At 73.2% G+C, this 14,681-nt stretch carries 18 protein-coding genes and 2 pseudogenes; 11 read left to right on the top strand and 9 right to left on the bottom strand.

The genetic code is table 11. The annotated features are described in order from the left end of the window. Positions 1–35 precede the first annotated feature (35 nt). Positions 36–236, bottom strand: coding sequence for a hypothetical protein (locus FB157_RS11865; RefSeq protein WP_145879393.1), 201 nt, complete (start codon positions 234–236; stop codon positions 36–38). Between the two features lie 105 nt (positions 237–341). Here FB157_RS11865 and upp point away from each other — a divergent pair, with 105 nt between their 5' ends. After that, entirely contained in the window at positions 342–977 is a 636-nt protein-coding gene (upp, locus tag FB157_RS11860) for a uracil phosphoribosyltransferase (protein WP_145878743.1), read from the top strand. A 74-nt stretch (positions 978–1,051) separates the two neighbouring features. On the opposite strand, the gene FB157_RS11855 is transcribed toward upp, so the two are convergent. After that, complete coding sequence (locus FB157_RS11855) at positions 1,052–1,690, bottom strand: LytR C-terminal domain-containing protein (protein WP_145878741.1); 639 nt, start codon at positions 1,688–1,690, stop codon at positions 1,052–1,054. 98 nt (positions 1,691–1,788) lie between these two features. Then, positions 1,789–2,085 (bottom strand): type II toxin-antitoxin system VapB family antitoxin, encoded by a 297-nt coding sequence (locus FB157_RS11850; RefSeq protein ID WP_003999914.1) that lies wholly within the window; start codon positions 2,083–2,085, stop codon positions 1,789–1,791. A gap of 115 nt (positions 2,086–2,200) precedes the next feature. On the opposite strand from FB157_RS11850, the gene FB157_RS48335 reads away from it, so the two are divergent. Beyond that, on the top strand, positions 2,201–2,335 hold the full coding sequence (locus FB157_RS48335) for a hypothetical protein (RefSeq protein ID WP_261386276.1): 135 nt from the start codon (positions 2,201–2,203) through the stop codon (positions 2,333–2,335). Then, a pseudogene (locus tag FB157_RS11845) lies at positions 2,293–2,726 on the top strand (helicase HerA-like domain-containing protein); the annotation flags it as partial. The gene FB157_RS48335 and the pseudogene FB157_RS11845, both read left to right, overlap by 43 nt. Positions 2,727–2,829: 103 nt before the next feature. Here the strand turns inward: FB157_RS11845 and FB157_RS48330 are convergent. The 5 genes from FB157_RS48330 to FB157_RS11825 all read right to left on the bottom strand — a co-directional run bounded on the left by FB157_RS48330 (position 2,830) and on the right by FB157_RS11825 (position 5,537). Then, a complete protein-coding gene (locus FB157_RS48330) occupies positions 2,830–2,958 on the bottom strand; it encodes a hypothetical protein (protein ID WP_261386275.1) in 129 nt (42 codons plus the stop codon). Positions 2,959–3,004: 46 nt separating this feature from the next. Next, entirely contained in the window at positions 3,005–3,328 is a 324-nt protein-coding gene (locus FB157_RS11840) for a hypothetical protein (protein WP_261386274.1), read from the bottom strand. Between the two features lie 101 nt (positions 3,329–3,429). After that, positions 3,430–4,098, bottom strand: a complete 669-nt coding sequence (locus FB157_RS11835) for an HdeD family acid-resistance protein (RefSeq protein ID WP_145878739.1) — start codon at positions 4,096–4,098, stop codon at positions 3,430–3,432. A 98-nt stretch (positions 4,099–4,196) separates the two neighbouring features. Then, on the bottom strand, positions 4,197–4,790 hold the full coding sequence (locus tag FB157_RS11830) for an HhH-GPD-type base excision DNA repair protein (RefSeq protein WP_145878737.1): 594 nt from the start codon (positions 4,788–4,790) through the stop codon (positions 4,197–4,199). Positions 4,791–4,814: 24 nt separating this feature from the next. Beyond that, complete coding sequence (locus FB157_RS11825) at positions 4,815–5,537, bottom strand: siderophore-interacting protein (protein ID WP_145878735.1); 723 nt, start codon at positions 5,535–5,537, stop codon at positions 4,815–4,817. Positions 5,538–5,612: 75 nt separating this feature from the next. On the opposite strand from FB157_RS11825, the gene FB157_RS11820 reads away from it, so the two are divergent. The 7 genes from FB157_RS11820 to gcvH all read left to right on the top strand — a co-directional run bounded on the left by FB157_RS11820 (position 5,613) and on the right by gcvH (position 13,766). After that, entirely contained in the window at positions 5,613–7,883 is a 2,271-nt protein-coding gene (locus tag FB157_RS11820) for a penicillin acylase family protein (RefSeq protein ID WP_145878733.1), read from the top strand. After that, positions 7,876–8,478, top strand: a complete 603-nt coding sequence (locus tag FB157_RS11815) for a GNAT family N-acetyltransferase (protein ID WP_145878731.1) — start codon at positions 7,876–7,878, stop codon at positions 8,476–8,478. The genes FB157_RS11820 and FB157_RS11815 overlap by 8 nt, the downstream gene beginning before the upstream one ends. Before the next feature lie 193 nt (positions 8,479–8,671). Next, positions 8,672–10,471: a copper resistance CopC/CopD family protein gene (locus tag FB157_RS11810; protein WP_261386273.1), complete on the top strand. Its 1,800-nt coding sequence runs from the start codon at positions 8,672–8,674 to the stop codon at positions 10,469–10,471. Between the two features lie 2 nt (positions 10,472–10,473). Then, on the top strand, positions 10,474–11,103 hold the full coding sequence (locus tag FB157_RS11805; protein ID WP_186581464.1) for a poly-gamma-glutamate hydrolase family protein: 630 nt from the start codon (positions 10,474–10,476) through the stop codon (positions 11,101–11,103). A 108-nt stretch (positions 11,104–11,211) separates the two neighbouring features. Further along, positions 11,212–11,886 carry a metalloregulator ArsR/SmtB family transcription factor gene (locus FB157_RS11800; RefSeq protein WP_145878727.1) on the top strand — a complete coding sequence of 225 codons (675 nt, stop codon included), beginning with the start codon at positions 11,212–11,214 and terminating at the stop codon, positions 11,884–11,886. 78 nt (positions 11,887–11,964) lie between these two features. Next, positions 11,965–13,224, top strand: a complete 1,260-nt coding sequence (locus tag FB157_RS11795; protein WP_145878725.1) for an MFS transporter — start codon at positions 11,965–11,967, stop codon at positions 13,222–13,224. Positions 13,225–13,382: 158 nt separating this feature from the next. Then, positions 13,383–13,766: a glycine cleavage system protein GcvH gene (gcvH, locus tag FB157_RS11790; protein WP_145878723.1), complete on the top strand. Its 384-nt coding sequence runs from the start codon at positions 13,383–13,385 to the stop codon at positions 13,764–13,766. A gap of 285 nt (positions 13,767–14,051) precedes the next feature. On the opposite strand, the gene FB157_RS11785 is transcribed toward gcvH, so the two are convergent. After that, entirely contained in the window at positions 14,052–14,273 is a 222-nt protein-coding gene (locus tag FB157_RS11785; protein ID WP_145878721.1) for a hypothetical protein, read from the bottom strand. Between the two features lie 147 nt (positions 14,274–14,420). Between FB157_RS11785 and FB157_RS11780 the strand changes: the two are divergent. Further along, a pseudogene (locus tag FB157_RS11780) lies at positions 14,421–14,681 on the top strand (DNA-directed RNA polymerase subunit alpha); the annotation flags it as partial.

The raw sequence follows: 14,681 nt of genomic DNA, 5'->3' as shown, positions 1-14,681 counted from the left end.
TCTCACCTTGACGTCGCACGTTCACCGGGCTCCGCCTACCAGCGGAAAGTCCGCATACGCATGGCGTGGCGCAGTCGGGCGGCCTTGGCGCGTCGGGGCTGGACGCGTTCGCGCAGCGCGCGGGCTTCGGCGAGTTCGCGCAGGAACTGGGCGCGGCGGCGCCGGCGCTGGGCGTCCGTCTCGGGCTGCTGCGGCCCCACGGCGCCCTCGGCGGCGTCGGTCTTGCGGTCAGGCAGGTCTGGCACAGTCACACCACCCCCGGTCCGTCCCTCCCACTTTCCCTCGGACGGGCGGTTTGATGCCAGGGCCAGGGGCCACCGAGCGCGGTTACTGTTAGGGACATGCGTCTCCACGTCGTCGACCACCCCCTGGTCGCCCACAAGCTCACCACGCTGCGCGACCAGCGCACCGACTCCGCGACCTTCCGGCGACTCGCCGACGAACTGGTCACCCTGCTCGCCTACGAGGCCACGCGGGACGTGCGCACCGAACAGGTCGACATCCAGACGCCGGTCGCACGGACCACCGGCGTCAAGCTCGCCCGGCCGCGTCCGCTGGTCGTGCCGATCCTGCGCGCCGGTCTCGGCATGCTGGACGGCATGGTCCGGCTGCTGCCGACCGCCGAGGTGGGCTTCCTCGGCATGATCCGCAACGAGGAGACGCTGCAGGCCTCCACGTACGCCTCGCGCATGCCCGAGGACCTCTCGGGCCGCCAGGTGTACGTGCTGGACCCGATGCTGGCCACCGGCGGCACGCTGGTCGCCGCCATCCAGGAGCTGATCAAGCGCGGTGCGGACGACGTGACCGCGGTGGTCCTGCTCGCCGCGCCCGAGGGCGTCGCGGTCATGGAGCGCGAGCTGGCGGGGACGCCGGTGACGGTCGTCACGGCGGCTGTCGACGACCACCTCAACGAGCACGGGTACATCGTGCCCGGGCTCGGGGACGCGGGGGACCGGCTCTACGGCGCGGCCGAGTAGTCACGCGCGGCGGGGCCGCGTGTCGAACACGGCCCCGCGCCCTTTCCGGGCGTTCCTCAGCGGCTCTTCGTTCCTCAGCAGCTCTTCTTCGTCGCGGCCGCCGGCTCCGGGTTGGCCAGTTCGGCCAGGGCCCGGTCGGCGGCCGTCCGCTGGGTGAGGGTCTTGAAGCCGTCACCGATGATCAGGTCGAGATCGGCGCCCTTGCGAGCCGCGTCGGTGCGGTGCTCGGCGGCGGGCAGTTGGGTGGCGAGCACCGGCAGCGAGGTGTTCAGCGCGGAGGCGGGGCCGAGGAGCACCCCGGCGCCCTTGATCTTCTTGTCGAACTCCTTGGACGCGTTGCCCACGTCACCGATCTTGAAGCCGCGCTTCTTCAGCTCGTCCGCGGTGTCCTTGGCGAGCCCGGTGTGCGCGGTGGCGTTGTAGACGTTCACGGTGATCTCACCGGGCTTGGGCGGCACCTTCACCCGGGCGGCGGTGGTGCTCGCCTTCGTGCGGCAGTGGGACTTGGTGCCGGACGCCGAGGTCTTCTTGTCGCCGCCGGTGAAGACGTCGATGAGCTGCAGCGTGCCCCAGCCGATCAGGCCGAGCGCGGCGACGGACGCCACTACGGCGAACACGAGCCTGCCGCGTCGCCGCGGAGGGCGCATCCGAGGGTATTTGTCCCCCGTGATCCGGTACTGGCCGCCCATGCCGGGGGGAGTCAGCATGCTCATGAGCGCAGCGTAGTGCGCCTGGGCGGCGATGCCTATTAGATGATCAGTAGACGCCGCTCAGCGGAACCCGAAAGGGTCAACGCCGTGTCGTGCCGCGGTCAGTCGAGTTCGAGTACGCGCGCGTGCAGTACCTGGCGCTGCTGGAGGGCGGCGCGGACCGCGCGGTGGAGGCCGTCCTCCAGGTACAGATCGCCCTGCCACTTCACGACGTGCGCGAAGAGGTCGCCGTAGAACGTCGAGTCCTCGGCCAGCAGGGTCTCCAGGTCGAGCTGCCCCTTGGTCGTCACGAGCTGATCGAGGCGGACCGGGCGCGGCGCGACGTCCGCCCACTGCCGGGTGCTTTCCCGGCCGTGGTCGGGGTACGGCCGGCCGTTTCCGATGCGCTTGAAGATCACACGGAAAGCCTACCGGTCAAGACGTTCCGGGCGCAGCCAAGGCGGCGGAGTGCGCCGCTGGAAAAGCCGTGGCGAAACGGATCATAGCGGCATCTATCGGGAACAGGGGCCGGAGATGAGTGACAGCGAAACACTCCCCGCCGAGGCCCGGCAGATCGCGGCGGGGTACGCCTTCTCCGGTCCCCCGCTCGACCTCGGCGCCCTCCTCAGGAACTCCTCACCGGACTGGGCACGGGCGAGGCCGTGGTGACCGCGCTCGGCGAGACGGGCGCACCCACCCCGGTCGCCGCCACCCGGCTGCGCGCGCCGGAGTCCCTGATGGGCCCGGTCGACGGGGCCGAGCTGGACCGTGCGGTGCGGGAGTCCGCGTCCACGGGCGTTATGCACAGGCTGTGGATCGCGAGTCGGCGTACGAGAAGCTGAGCGCCGAGCGGCCGCGGGCTCCTCGGGCCGAGGCGGCTGAGGGGGCCGGGAAGGCCGAGAGGGCCGGGAAGGCGGCGCAGGCTCCCGAGGAGGAGCCGTCCCTCGTCGAGCAGGTCGTCGGCAGCAGCATGGTCAAGTCCCTGGCCCGCTCGGTCGGCACCCGGATCGGCCGCGAGATCACCCGCTCCCTCTTCGGCACGGCCCGGCGCAGGCGGTGACCCGGCGCGGGCGGTGATCCCGCGCAGGCGGTGACCTGGCACAGGTGGTGGCCCGGCGCACGCGGTGGTTCGGCGGAGGCGGTGGTCCGCCTCCGCCGGGGACTCAGCGGCCGTCCTCCTTGGCCGCCGGCTGCCGCGGTTGCGGGCTCTTCCGCTCCGGCTCGGCCGGTGCGCTGCGTCTGGCCTCCGCGCGCAGCAGGGCGCGCAGGACCGCGTACGGGTCTGTGGGCATGGTCGGTTCCTTGCGTCGGGCTGACTGTCCTGGGGGCAGGGCACGGTCAGCAGCGCAGGACCACCGTCCGGAGCAGCGGCACGGCGTACGGCGGCCGGGGTACGGCGGGGCACGGACGCAGCGCCGGACGGACCGGCGCCGGCGGGTCGGGCACGGGTGCGGTGCGCTCGGGCGCGTCGGTCTGGTGGAGGGCGCGTGCGGGCGGCCGTAGCAGCGTGTCCAGGACGTCGTGTTCGGCGCTCTCGGCGGACGCGGCCGGGGCGGGCGCCGCCTGGGCCTGCAGATGGGCGCCGGGCACCCACAGGGCGAGGAGCAGCACGAGCACCCGCAGCCAGGTACGGCTCCGGGTGGGGCTCGGGGTCCTGCTCACGGCGGTTGCATGCCCGCCCGGCAGCCGTACCGCATCGCGCGGCCCGCGAGATTCGCCCGCTCGGCCCACCGGAGAGGTCGCACCGTGTCGTACCACGGGGATCAGACCGTGCGCGGAACCTGCCGGGCGCGGCCGCGGACGCGGAACCCGGTGACGATCTCCACGACGCCGACGACCACCAGCCACCACCCGCCGACCAGGGTCAGCACGGCGACCGACCTGAACGGCGAGTCGATCAGCACGATCCCGGCGGCGAACGTGACGATCCCGAGGAAGATCTGCCAACCCCGCGCCGGCATGCGCTTGTCGGAGATGGCGGCCAGGGTCTGGGTGATCCCGCGGATCACCCAGCTGATGCCGATCCACAGGGCGAGCAGCAGGATCGACTGCATGGGCCCGCGGAAGCAGAACAGGCCCAGCACGATCGACAGGGCGCCGCTGATGAAGGCGAGCACGCGCAGCGAGGTCGTCTTGTGGGTGCCGAAGGCGGAGACCAGCTGGAAGACGCCGCTGACGAGGAGGTAGACGCCGAACAGGACACCCACGGCGACGAGGGAGGGGCCCGGCCAGACCAGCACCAGGACGCCGAGGACCAGCGAGGCGACGCCGGTGAGCAGGACGACCTGCCAGGCGGCCCGGGACAGGGCGTGCAGGGGGCCCTCGAAGGGTGGCTCGGGCTCGTGGTGCGCCTGTGGGGTCCCTCCCGCGTGGATGTTGCGGTCGTCGTACTCGCGACCCCAGGAGGGGTCACCGCTGGGTGCCTCGGTCATGCTCCATGCTTGGACCGCCCGGGCTCGTCCGGCCACCCGGGTGGGCCAGGTGGCTGAGCCGCCGCCGCCCGCGCGGGCCGCCGCCACCCGGCCGGGCCCTACTTCCCGGCGGCCTTCGCGGCCCTGGCCGCCGCCTTCATCTCCTGCTTGTGGTAGCGCACCTTGGCCAGCGACTCGGGCCCGGTGATGTCGGCGACGGACCGGAAGGACTTCGCCTCGCCGTAGGCCCCGGCGGCCTCCCGCCACCCCGTCGGTGCGACGCCCAGCTGCTTGCCGAGCAGAGCGAGGAAGATCTGTGCCTTCTGCTTGCCGAACCCGGGCAGGTCCTGGAGCCGCTTCAGCAGCTCCTTCCCGTCCGTGACGCCCTTCCAGACCAGCTCGGCGTCTCCGTCGTAGTGCTCGACGAGGTACTGGCACAGCTGCTGGACCCGCTTGGCCATCGAGCCCGGGTAGCGATGCACGGCGGGCTTCTCGGAGAGCAGTGCGGCGAACGCCTCCGGGTCCATGACGGCGATCTCGTGCGCGTCGAGGTCCTCGGCGCCCATCCGCCGCGCGATGGTCGCCGGCCCCTTGAACGCCCACTCCATCGGAACCTGCTGGTCGAGCAGCATGCCGGTCAGCGCGGCGAGCGGGCTGCGCCCGAGCAGCGCGTCGGCCTCGGGGTCCTGGGCGAGGTGCAGAGTGACGTCCATGGGTCGATGATCGCGCCTCGCGTGTCAGGACGCGCGCCAGTACCCCTGGGCGTGCACCCGGGTCCTCGGCAGGCCCAGTTCCCTGCGCACGTACGCGGCCAGCGTGCGGGTGGTGGCCGTGTCGCAGGCGATCCAGACGTACGGGTCGGGGGTGCCGTCGAGCACGACGGGCAGCTCGGCGCGGACCCGGTCGGTGAGCCGGGCGCCCGCGTCGCGGCGGGGCACCTCGCGGATCTCGTGGCGGGCCGGGTCGGCGTGGCAGGGGAGGCCGTCCAGGGTGCCCTCGAACCAGATCGTCGCCGGGGCGGAAGGCAGGGCATCCAGCAGGGAGTTGATCGCGGGCAGCGAGGCCGGGTCCCCGATGGCGACGATGTGCGAGGGCGCGGGGTCGGGACGCTGGAACCCGGTGCCCTGGACGGTCGCCTCGATGGTGTCCCCGGGCCGCGCGGCCCGCGCCCAGTCGGCGGCGCGTCCGTCATGCAGGGCGAACTCCAGGCCGAAGGTGCCGGTCGCGGGGTCCGGGTCGACCAGGGTGTAGGCCCGCTGGTGCGGGCGGCCGGCGTCGGAGAACCACAGGCGTACCCACATCGTGGGGTGGACGCCGGTCACGGCGAGCAGCCCGCCGTCGGTCAGCCGCAGCCGCCGGTAGCGCGGGGTGACGTCCTCGGCCTCGGTGACCGTGCACACGAAGTCCCTGGCGCGCAGCAGTCGTAGGACCGCTCCCTCCCAGCCCCGCCCCTGCCCCATCGCGTCTCCACCCCTCGCGTACGATTCCTGACGAAAACTTAGGCAAGGCTAACCTAAAGCGAAGAGGTGTCCAGGGTGACCACCGAGACCTACCGCGACGCCTGGGGCATCCCCCACCTACGCGCTTCCGGCGTCCGTGCCCTCGCCCACGCCCAGGGCCGTGTCACCGCCCTGGACCGCGCCTGGCAGTTGGAGGTCGAACGGCACCGCTCCCAGGGCACGTCGGCAGCCTTCCTCGGCGCGGCCGCCCTCTCCTGGGACGTCTTCGCCCGCCGCGCCCGCCTCGACGACACCGCGAGACGCTGTTTCACCGCGCTGGAGAGCCGGGACCCGGAGACGGCGGACTGGGTCCGGGCGTACGTGGACGGCGTCAACGAGGGCCTGGCCGAAGGGGCCCGCCGCGCACCCGAGTTCACCCGGACGGGCCTCACCCCCACCCCCTGGCAGCCGTGGAACCCGCTGGGCATCTGGCTCGGCACGCACATCCTCTTCGCGGGCTTCCCGGCCAAGCTGTGGCGCGAGGAGGCGATACGGCACCTCGGCCCGGAAGCGGTCGGCCTGTTCGCCACCGACGGCCCCGGCACGGCGGGCAGCAACGGCTGGCTCCTCTCGGGCGAGCGCACCCTCACGGGCCTGCCGCTTCTCGCCGGCGACCCGCACCGCTTCATCGAGGCCCCCGGCGTCTACCAGCAGATCCGTCTCTCCTGCCCCGAGTTCGACGTCGTCGGCCTGGCCGTCCCCGGCGTCCCTGGCATCGCCCACTTCGGCCACACCGGCACGGTCGCCTGGTCCATCACCAACGCCATGGCCGACTACCAGGACGTCTACCGCGAACGCCTCCGCCGCACGGGCGCGGGCGTCGAAGCCCTCGGCCCCGACGGCACCTGGCACCGCGCCCGACGCCACACGGAGACCGTGGAGATCGCGGGGGAGCACCCCCTGGAGATCGAGATCATCGAGACGGACCGGGGCCCGGTGATAGCCGGAGGCCCGGAGGGCCTGGGAACCACGGAACCACGACGGTCCGACGACGGCGAAGCCGAGGCGGAGCCCGCGAACGACGGGCCGCGAGCCGCCGACGGGGCAGACGCCCAGCAGGGGCCGCCCGCACCCGACGACGAGAGCTGCACGGGTGGCGCGGGCGGGAACCGGGTCGTCGCCGGAGGCGAGGCCGAGGCGGATCCACAGCCGCAGCCGGAGGCGGCCGCCGAGACGGCCCTGGCCCTGCGCTATCCACCCCGTGTCACGGAAGACCTCGGCTTCAGCAGCCTCCTCCCCCTCCTCCGGGCCCGCCGCGTCACCGACATCGACGCGGCCTTCGACACCTGGGCCGAGCCCGTCAACGTCGTACAGGCAGCCGACACCGAGGGCGCCACCCTGCACCGGGTCGCGGGCCGCGTCCCCCTCCGCTCGGAGGCCAACCGCACCCGCCTGGTTCCCGCCTGGCAGCCCGGCCACGAGTGGCACGGATGGCACGAGATGCCCCGGGCCGGACTCACCGACGGCATCGCGGTGATGGCCAACCAGCGCGGCCCGGCCACCCATCTCGGCACCGAGTTCGCGCCACCGCACCGCGCCACCCGCATCCGCACCCTCCTCGACGAGCGCCCCGCCTGGTCCGCCGCCGACCTGCACGCGATCCACACGGACACCCACCTCGCCTCCGCCACACCCCTCCTGGACCACCTGGCCGGCCTCGACGACCTCACCCCCGGGGCCGCCCGGCTCAGGGACCGCCTCCTGGCCTGGAACCGCCGCATGGACGCGGACAGCGCCGACGCGGCGGCGTACGCGGCGGTGCGCGGCGCGGTCGTACGGCACCTCGCCGCACACCCGGCGTTCGCCGCGCTGACCGAGGTGCCCGCCTACCCGGAGGTCCTCCTCCCCTGGCTCGCCCTCCTTCCGCGCATCGCCTTCGCCCTGGAACACCTGCTGAGCGCCGAGGAGTTGTACGGCGTCGACCGGCGCGCCGCCGTACGCGCCGCCGTCGAGGAGGCCGCCGCCGGAACTCCGGCGGGCCCGTGGGGCGCCACCCACCGCCTCGCGCCCTGGCGGGCGCTGCCCGACGAGCAGCCGTACGACGAACCGGGCCTGTCCGGCGACCACGACTGCGTGCTGTGCACCTCCGCCGTGGCCGGCCTGACCGACCTGGCCGCCCGGGGCCCGGCGGCCCGTTACGTCTGGGACCTGGCCCGCCGCGAGGACAGCCGGTGGGTGGTGCCCTTCGGCGCGTCCGGCGTCCCCGGCTCACCGCACCACCGTGACCAACTCCCCCTGTGGCTCGGGGGAGAGCTCGCTCCCGTCGTCACCGACTGGGACCGCCTGGAGAAGGAGACCGATGTCTGACCCGCACGTCCATGAACAGGTGATCGACGGCTACGGCACCGTCCGCATCCGCCCCCTCGACCCGGCGGCCGACGCGGAGGTGGTCCACGCCTGGGTGAGCGACGAGCGCGCCGCGTTCTGGGGCATGACCGGCCTCACCCGGGACCAGGTGGCCGAGATCTACGCCCACATGGCCGGCCTCGACACCCACCACGCCCTCCTCGTCTCCAAGGACGGCGAACCGGCCGCCCTGCTCCAGACCTACGAGCCCGAGGCCGACCGGGTCGGTGAGTGCTACGAGGTCCGCCCGGGCGACATCGGCGTCCACCTCCTCCTCGCGCCCGCCGCCGCGGACGGCCCGCGCCCCGGCTGGAGCGCGGCCCTGCTGACCGCGATGACGTCGTACGTCCTGCTGGAGCTGGACCACCGCCGGGTCGTGGTCGACCCGGACGTGCGCAACACCAGGGCGATCGCCCGCTTCGAACGCCAGGGATTCGAGCGAGGCCCCGAGGTGGTCCTCCCGGAGGTCGACATCCCGGACGTGTACCTGCCCGAGAAGCGTGCCCAACTGGCCTTTCTGGAGCGGGAGGCAGCGTTCCCGGGTGACCGCGCCTGACGAGCCGGTCGCCCTCCCCCCCCCATCGCCCTCAGGGCATGAGAGGCTGCGTGTTCCCCGCCCCGCCCCCGCTCCTGGATCACGAGCCATGATCTGGTGGTGGACGGCGGGGGTGCCGGTGCGGCCGACCTGGTGAGCGCGGCGGCCGATCCTTCCGTATCTGTACGGAGGGGCAGTGGGGCGGAGGGGTGAGGTGCGCGACGAACACCGGTGGCTGCGACGGCTGACCGTCCTCGGCGCGGGCCTGCTCCTGCTCCTCCTCGGCACGACCGCGCCCGCCTCGGCGCACGCGGCCCTGCGCGGGACGGACCCCGCCGACGGGAGCGTCCTCAAGTCGGCGCCGCGCGAGGTCACCCTGGCCTTCACGGAGTCGGTCGGCCTGCTGACCGACTCCCTGCGCGTCTACGACCCCGAGAACCATCGCGTCCGCACCAGCGAGGCGGACCACGCGGCCGGCCGCTCCGACACCGTCCGGGTCTCCCTGCCCGCCGGGCTGGGCACCGGCACCTACACGGTGGCCTGGCGGGTGGTGTCGGCCGACAGCCACCCGGTGTCCGGCGCGCTCACCTTCTCGGTCGGCAAACGCACGGCGACGGCGACGAGCGTGCTCGCGGACCGTGCGGAGAACCCGGCGACGACCAGCCTCTACAACATCGCGCGCTACATCGCCTACCTCGCCGTGGCGCTCCTGCTGGGTCCGGCGGCGTTCGTGGCGTACTGCCGCCCGCCGAGGCCCGCCCACCTGCGCACACCGGTGGCGGCCGCCTGGGGCGCCCTGTTCGCCTCGACCATGGTCCTCTTCCTCCTGAGAACCCCGTACGAGGAGGGCACCGCCCCGACGACGGCGTTCGCCCTCTCCTCCCTCACCCGTACGGCCTCGACCCGGCCCGGCGAACTCCTCCTCACCCGTCTGGCCCTGCTGCTCCTGGCCGGAGCCTGCGCACTGGCCCTGCGCAGATGGCGCCGCCGGATCCCCCGCCGGGCCGCCCTCGCGACCGCCGCGGCCCTCTCCGTCGCCCTCGCCCTGACCTGGGCGGCCTCGGAACACGCCTCGGCGGGCCTCCAGGTCCCGCCGGCGATCACCTCCGCCACCCTCCACCTGCTGGCGATGGCTGCCTGGCTGGGCGGCCTGACGGCCCTGGCGCTGACGCTGCGCCGCGCCTCACCGGAACCGGCCGCCCCGCTGGTCCAGGCCGTCACCCGCTTCTCCCGCCTGGCCTTCGCCTCGGTGACGGTGCTGGTGGCGACCGGCGTCTACCAGTCCTGGCGGGGCCTCGGCTCCTGGCAGGCGCTCACCGACACGACGTACGGCCGCCTCCTGCTGGCCAAGCTGGCGGCGGTCGCCCTCCTGCTCGCGGCCGCGTCCCGCTCCCGCCGCTGGACGACCCGCCTGGCGGCCCGGCCCGCGGCACGGGAACAGGCCCGAGTCCCACAGCCGGCCGGCGGCCCCCCGCTCCCCCCGGGGCCGGACCCCGCACCGGCCCCCGCACCGGCCCCCGCCCCGCACCCCCACAGCCTCCGCCGCTGGGTGCTGACCGAGATGGCCGTGGGCACCCTGGTCCTCGTCCTGACGACCCTCCTGACGAACACGCTGCCGGGCCGGGCGGCGGCCGAGGCGGCGGAGTCGGCACCGGCGCCGGACGGCATCCGGGCGGCCTCGGTCACCACGGTCCCCTTCGACGTCGGCACCCCCGGCGGCCACGGCAAGGTGCAGATCACCCTGGACCCCGGGCGGGTCGGCACGAACTCCGTCCAGGCGGTGGTCTACGGCCCCGACGGCGGCCTCTCCGCGGTCCCCGAACTGCGCATCACCTTCACCCTCCCGGCCCAGCGGATCGGCCCTCTGGACACCAAGGTCACCGACCGGGGCGGCTACTGGGCCGCCGACGCCTTCAACCTGCCGATCCCGGGAACGTGGACGATGAAGGTGACGGTGCGGGTGTCGGAGGTGGACCAGGTGACGGTGTCGAAGGCCGTGCGGGTGGTGCGCTAGCGGTGGCGACCGAGCGCGTGCTGATCGAGGGCGTGGAGTTCGCCGCCGCACTGACCCTCCGGTCGGACATCGGCCTGCTGGCCCTGCACGGCAGCAGGGAGGGCGGCACGGCGGAACTGGCCCACGAGGTCGCTGCCCGCACGGGCGCCAGCTGCCTGGTCTTCACCCAGCCCGCAGGCGACCCGGTCCACATCCCCTCGCACCGCATGTCCGTCCCCACCTGCGCGGCCCTGCAGCACTTCCTGTCCCACGTGACCTTGACGGTCTCCCTGCACGGCCACCTGAGACCCGAGACCCCCCGGGCGATCTTCCTGGGCGGCGCCAACCGTGCGGCGGCCGACACCCTGGCCCACAGCCTCACCCTCCTCGCCCCGGCCTTCGAGTCCGTCACCGACCTGGACCACATCCCGCCCGGCCTGCGCGGCCTCGGCCCCCGCAACCCGGTGAACCTGACCCCGTCCGGCGGGGTCCAGGTCGAACTCCCCCTGAGCGCCCGGACCCAGGGCACCCGGAAAACCCCCGGAGCCCCGGACGTGCCGCCGCCGACGGTGACGGCGGCGCTCACGGCCGGGGTCCAGCGGCTGACGGAGACTTCGGCCGGTCCTCGGCGGGGTGTCCGCCGGCGGCCGTAGGCGCCGAGGCCGAGGAACAGCGTCAGTTCTCCCGCAGACCTGTCACGTGTGTGGCCATGGCTCCCGGCTTCCCATACGCTATTCCATGGATTTGTGGAGGATGCTGGTATGGGAAAGACGACGGCCGGTACGAAGGCTCAGCTGTACGACGCGTTCGCAGCCAGCGGCAAGGCGCTGGCCAGCGGAAAGCGACTGGAACTGCTCGATCTGCTCGCCCAGGGCGAGCGCACCGTCGACGCCCTGGCCAAGGCGGCGGGGCTCAACCTGACGACGGCCTCGGCGCATCTCCAGACGCTCAAGCTGGCCGGTTTCGTCGCCACCCGCCGCGAAGGCGTGCGCATCCACTACCGGCTCGCCGGCGACGACGTGGCCCAGCTGTTCGCGCTGCTGCGCAAGGTCGCCGAAGCCCACCAGGCCGCCGTCCCCGCGGCCCGCGACGCCTACCTCGGCGAGGACACCGCGGCACAGGTCAGCCGCGAGGAGCTGCGCGCCCGTGTGGCGGCGGGCGACGTGGTGGTGCTGGACGTACGGCCGGTGGAGGAGTACCGGGCCGGGCACATCCCCGGCGCCCACTCCATCCCGGTCGACGAACTGGCCGACCGGATCAGCGAGTTGCCCGAGGAGACGGAGATCGTCGTGTACTGCCGCGGCGAGTACTGCGTGCTCGCCCATGACGCGGTACGGCTCCTGACCGACCGCGGGCGCCGCGCGATCCGCCTCGACGACGGGATGCTGGAGTGGCGCCTGGCCGAACTGCCTGTCGACGCCGGGGACTTGGCGTGACAGCCGCGGTGCCGGTCCACCTGGAGTGCAGCGCCACCACGGTTCCCTGACGCCACCCACCGCCACCGGAAGAGAGACATGACCCGAGCCGAGCCCGCCGCCGCTGCCTCCCTGCCCGGCATACCCGACGCCGCCCGGGCACAACGCCGCATCCTGCGCGTCCTGGTCGCCTCCCAGATCCTCAGCGGTGCCGGTCTCGCCGCCGGTGTCACCGTAGGCGCCCTGCTCGCCCAGGACATGCTCGGCACCACCAGCCTCGCCGGACTGCCCAGCGCCCTGTTCACCGCCGGATCCGCGCTCACCGCCGTCGCCGTGGGCCGTATCTCCCAGGCCCGCGGCCGCCGCCCCGGCCTGGCCATCGGCTACCTCACCGGAGCCGTCGGCAGCGCCGGCGTCATCACGGCCGCCGTACTCGACAGCCCCGTGCTGCTGTTCCTCGCCCTGTTCGTCTACGGCGCCGGCACCGCCACCAACCTCCAGGCCCGCTACGCCGGAGCCGACCTGGCCGACCCCGCCCACCGCGCCCGCGCCGTCTCCACGGTCCTGGTCGCCACCACCCTCGGCGGCGTGGCCGGCCCCAACCTCGCCGCACCCACCGGCGACTTCGCCGAGACCCTGGGCATTCCGAACCTGGCCGGCCCCTTCCTGCTGTCCGGAGCGGCCTACGCTCTCGCGGCCGTGGTCCTGGCCACCAGCCTGCGTCCCGACCCACTGCTCACGGCCCGTGCCCTCGCCGCCACCGAGCAGGCCGACCGGGCGAAGGCGCCCGCGGCCTCCGTGCAGGAGGGCCGCGGCGGTGTGGTCCTGGGCGCACTCGTCATGGTGCTCACCCAGCTCGTCATGGTGGCGATCATGACGATGACGCCCGTCCACATGCACGACCACGGCCATGGCACCGCCGCCTCGGGTCTCGTCATCGCCATCCACATCGGCGCCATGTACCTGCCGTCACCGCTCACGGGGCGCCTGGTGGACCGCTACGGCCGCATGAAGATCGCCGCCGCCTCCGGTCTCACCCTCCTGGCCGCCGGCGTCCTCGCCGCCCTGGCCCCCGCCGACTCCGTCGCGCTGCTGGCGCTCGCCCTGGCCCTGCTGGGACTCGGCTGGAACTTCGGCCTGGTGTCGGGCACGGCGATCATCACCGACACGGTTCCGCTCGCCACCCGCGCCAGGACCCAGGGCATGGTGGACGTCTCCATAGCGATCGCCGGTGCCACCGGCGGCATCAGCTCCGGCGTCATCGCGACCGCGGCCGGCTACCCAGCCCTGGCCCTCACCGGCGGTGTCCTGGCCCTGGCCGTCCTGCCCGCCGTCGCGGCGACCGCGTACCGCCGATGACGGCCGACATGCAGCCCGCCCCGGGCCGCACGGCCGGCTGAGCCCCAGCCGGGCCGCGTGCCGGCTTTGTGGGCCATGCGGGGGAAACGACGTCCCGCACCCTCCGGTCCCGGGCATGGATGGCCGTGTTGATCACCTACGGCTTCAGGGGAGCACGTATGTCGTACATTCCGGCTGAGCTTCGGTACGCCGATACGCACGAGTGGGCGCGCAGGGAATCGGACGGCACGATCACGGTGGGCATCACCGATCACGCCCAGAAAGCACTCGGCGACGTGGTGTTCGTGGAACTGGTCAGCGTCGGCAAGGTCTTCGAGGCGCACGAGCCGGCCGGTGTCCTGGAGTCGGTGAAGGCCGCCACGGACGTCTACACACCGGTCGGCGGCGAGGTGATCGCGGTCAACGAGGAGCTGGCCGACAGCCCTGAGCTCCTCAACGAGGAGCCCTACGACAACTGGATCTTCAGGCTCAAGCCGTCCGACAAGTCGGAGTTCGACAGCCTCCTCGACGCCGCCGGCTACAAGACCGAGATCGGCGAGTGATCCGCGCCTGAGCGCCCCGGCTCACCGCCGACGCGGGGAGCCGGCCCCAGGTCACGCCGCACGAGCGCCCCGGACGGGCTCCTGTACGTCCTCGGGCAGGAAAGCCTCGTCCTCCCCGAAGTCCGGGGCCTGGAAGGGGTTTGTCGCCGGAGGCGGCGACACGGGAGCGGCAGAGCGGGGCTGCCCCTCCAGCGCGGAGAACAGTGACGTCGGTTCGATGAGAGGTCTCGCTTTCGTTTCAGGTCCCGGAAGGGGCCTGGCGTGCCGTGACCGGGCACGGCGGTCCTACAACTTGGTCATCTTGGCGTACGGGCTCAAGATCCGCATCTGCGCGGAGCCGAAATCCACGAGTGCCGCGATTCCGTCCTCGACGCCGATCACCCGGCCGAGGCCGTACACGTCATGGGTGACCTGGTCGCCGACGGCGAAGTGCTTGGGAGTCGGCTCGACCGGGGCCTTGAAGGGGCTGGTGGGCAGATGACGCTTCGGTGCAGCAGGCTTTGTCATTGCCCCCAGTATGCGCCTACGAACCGTCTTGGTGGGCTGCAGACGGGCGAGGCCGGGCGGTTCGGCTTCGTAGGATGCCGTACCCCCCGTACCCTTCGGGGACCACGGCGTCAGATAGCGGGCGCCAGAGACTGGAGGCAATACCTCGTGCTGATTGCTCAGCGTCCCTCGTTGACCGAAGAGGTCGTCGACGAATTCCGCTCCCGGTTCGTGATCGAGCCGCTGGAGCCGGGCTTCGGCTACACCCTCGGCAACTCCCTCCGCCGCACCCTCCTGTCGTCGATCCCCGGTGCTGCTGTCACCAGCATCCGGGTCGACGGTGTCCTGCACGAGTTCACCACCGTGCCGGGCGTCAAGGAGGACGTCACCGACCTGATCCTCAACATCAAGCAGCTGGTCGTCTCCTCG

The sequence above is a fragment of the Streptomyces sp. BK340 genome (genome assembly GCF_007827595.1).
Classification (GTDB): domain Bacteria; phylum Actinomycetota; class Actinomycetes; order Streptomycetales; family Streptomycetaceae; genus Streptomyces.
This window is presented reverse-complemented; position numbering and strand designations above follow the sequence as displayed.

Coding starts and splice junctions, on each gene's coding strand:
- upp (WP_145878743.1), top strand. CDS start 342: ATGCGTCTCCACGTCGTCGACCACCCCCTGGTCGCCCACAAGCTCACC.
- FB157_RS11855 (WP_145878741.1), bottom strand. CDS start 1,690: ATGAGCATGCTGACTCCCCCCGGCATGGGCGGCCAGTACCGGATCACG.
- FB157_RS48335 (WP_261386276.1), top strand. CDS start 2,201: ATGAGTGACAGCGAAACACTCCCCGCCGAGGCCCGGCAGATCGCGGCG.
- FB157_RS48330 (WP_261386275.1), bottom strand. CDS start 2,958: ATGCCCACAGACCCGTACGCGGTCCTGCGCGCCCTGCTGCGCGCGGAG.
- FB157_RS11835 (WP_145878739.1), bottom strand. CDS start 4,098: ATGACCGAGGCACCCAGCGGTGACCCCTCCTGGGGTCGCGAGTACGAC.
- FB157_RS11830 (WP_145878737.1), bottom strand. CDS start 4,790: ATGGACGTCACTCTGCACCTCGCCCAGGACCCCGAGGCCGACGCGCTG.
- FB157_RS11825 (WP_145878735.1), bottom strand. CDS start 5,537: ATGGGGCAGGGGCGGGGCTGGGAGGGAGCGGTCCTACGACTGCTGCGC.
- FB157_RS11815 (WP_145878731.1), top strand. CDS start 7,876: ATGTCTGACCCGCACGTCCATGAACAGGTGATCGACGGCTACGGCACC.
- FB157_RS11800 (WP_145878727.1), top strand. CDS start 11,212: ATGGGAAAGACGACGGCCGGTACGAAGGCTCAGCTGTACGACGCGTTC.
- FB157_RS11795 (WP_145878725.1), top strand. CDS start 11,965: ATGACCCGAGCCGAGCCCGCCGCCGCTGCCTCCCTGCCCGGCATACCC.
- gcvH (WP_145878723.1), top strand. CDS start 13,383: ATGTCGTACATTCCGGCTGAGCTTCGGTACGCCGATACGCACGAGTGG.
- FB157_RS11785 (WP_145878721.1), bottom strand. CDS start 14,273: ATGACAAAGCCTGCTGCACCGAAGCGTCATCTGCCCACCAGCCCCTTC.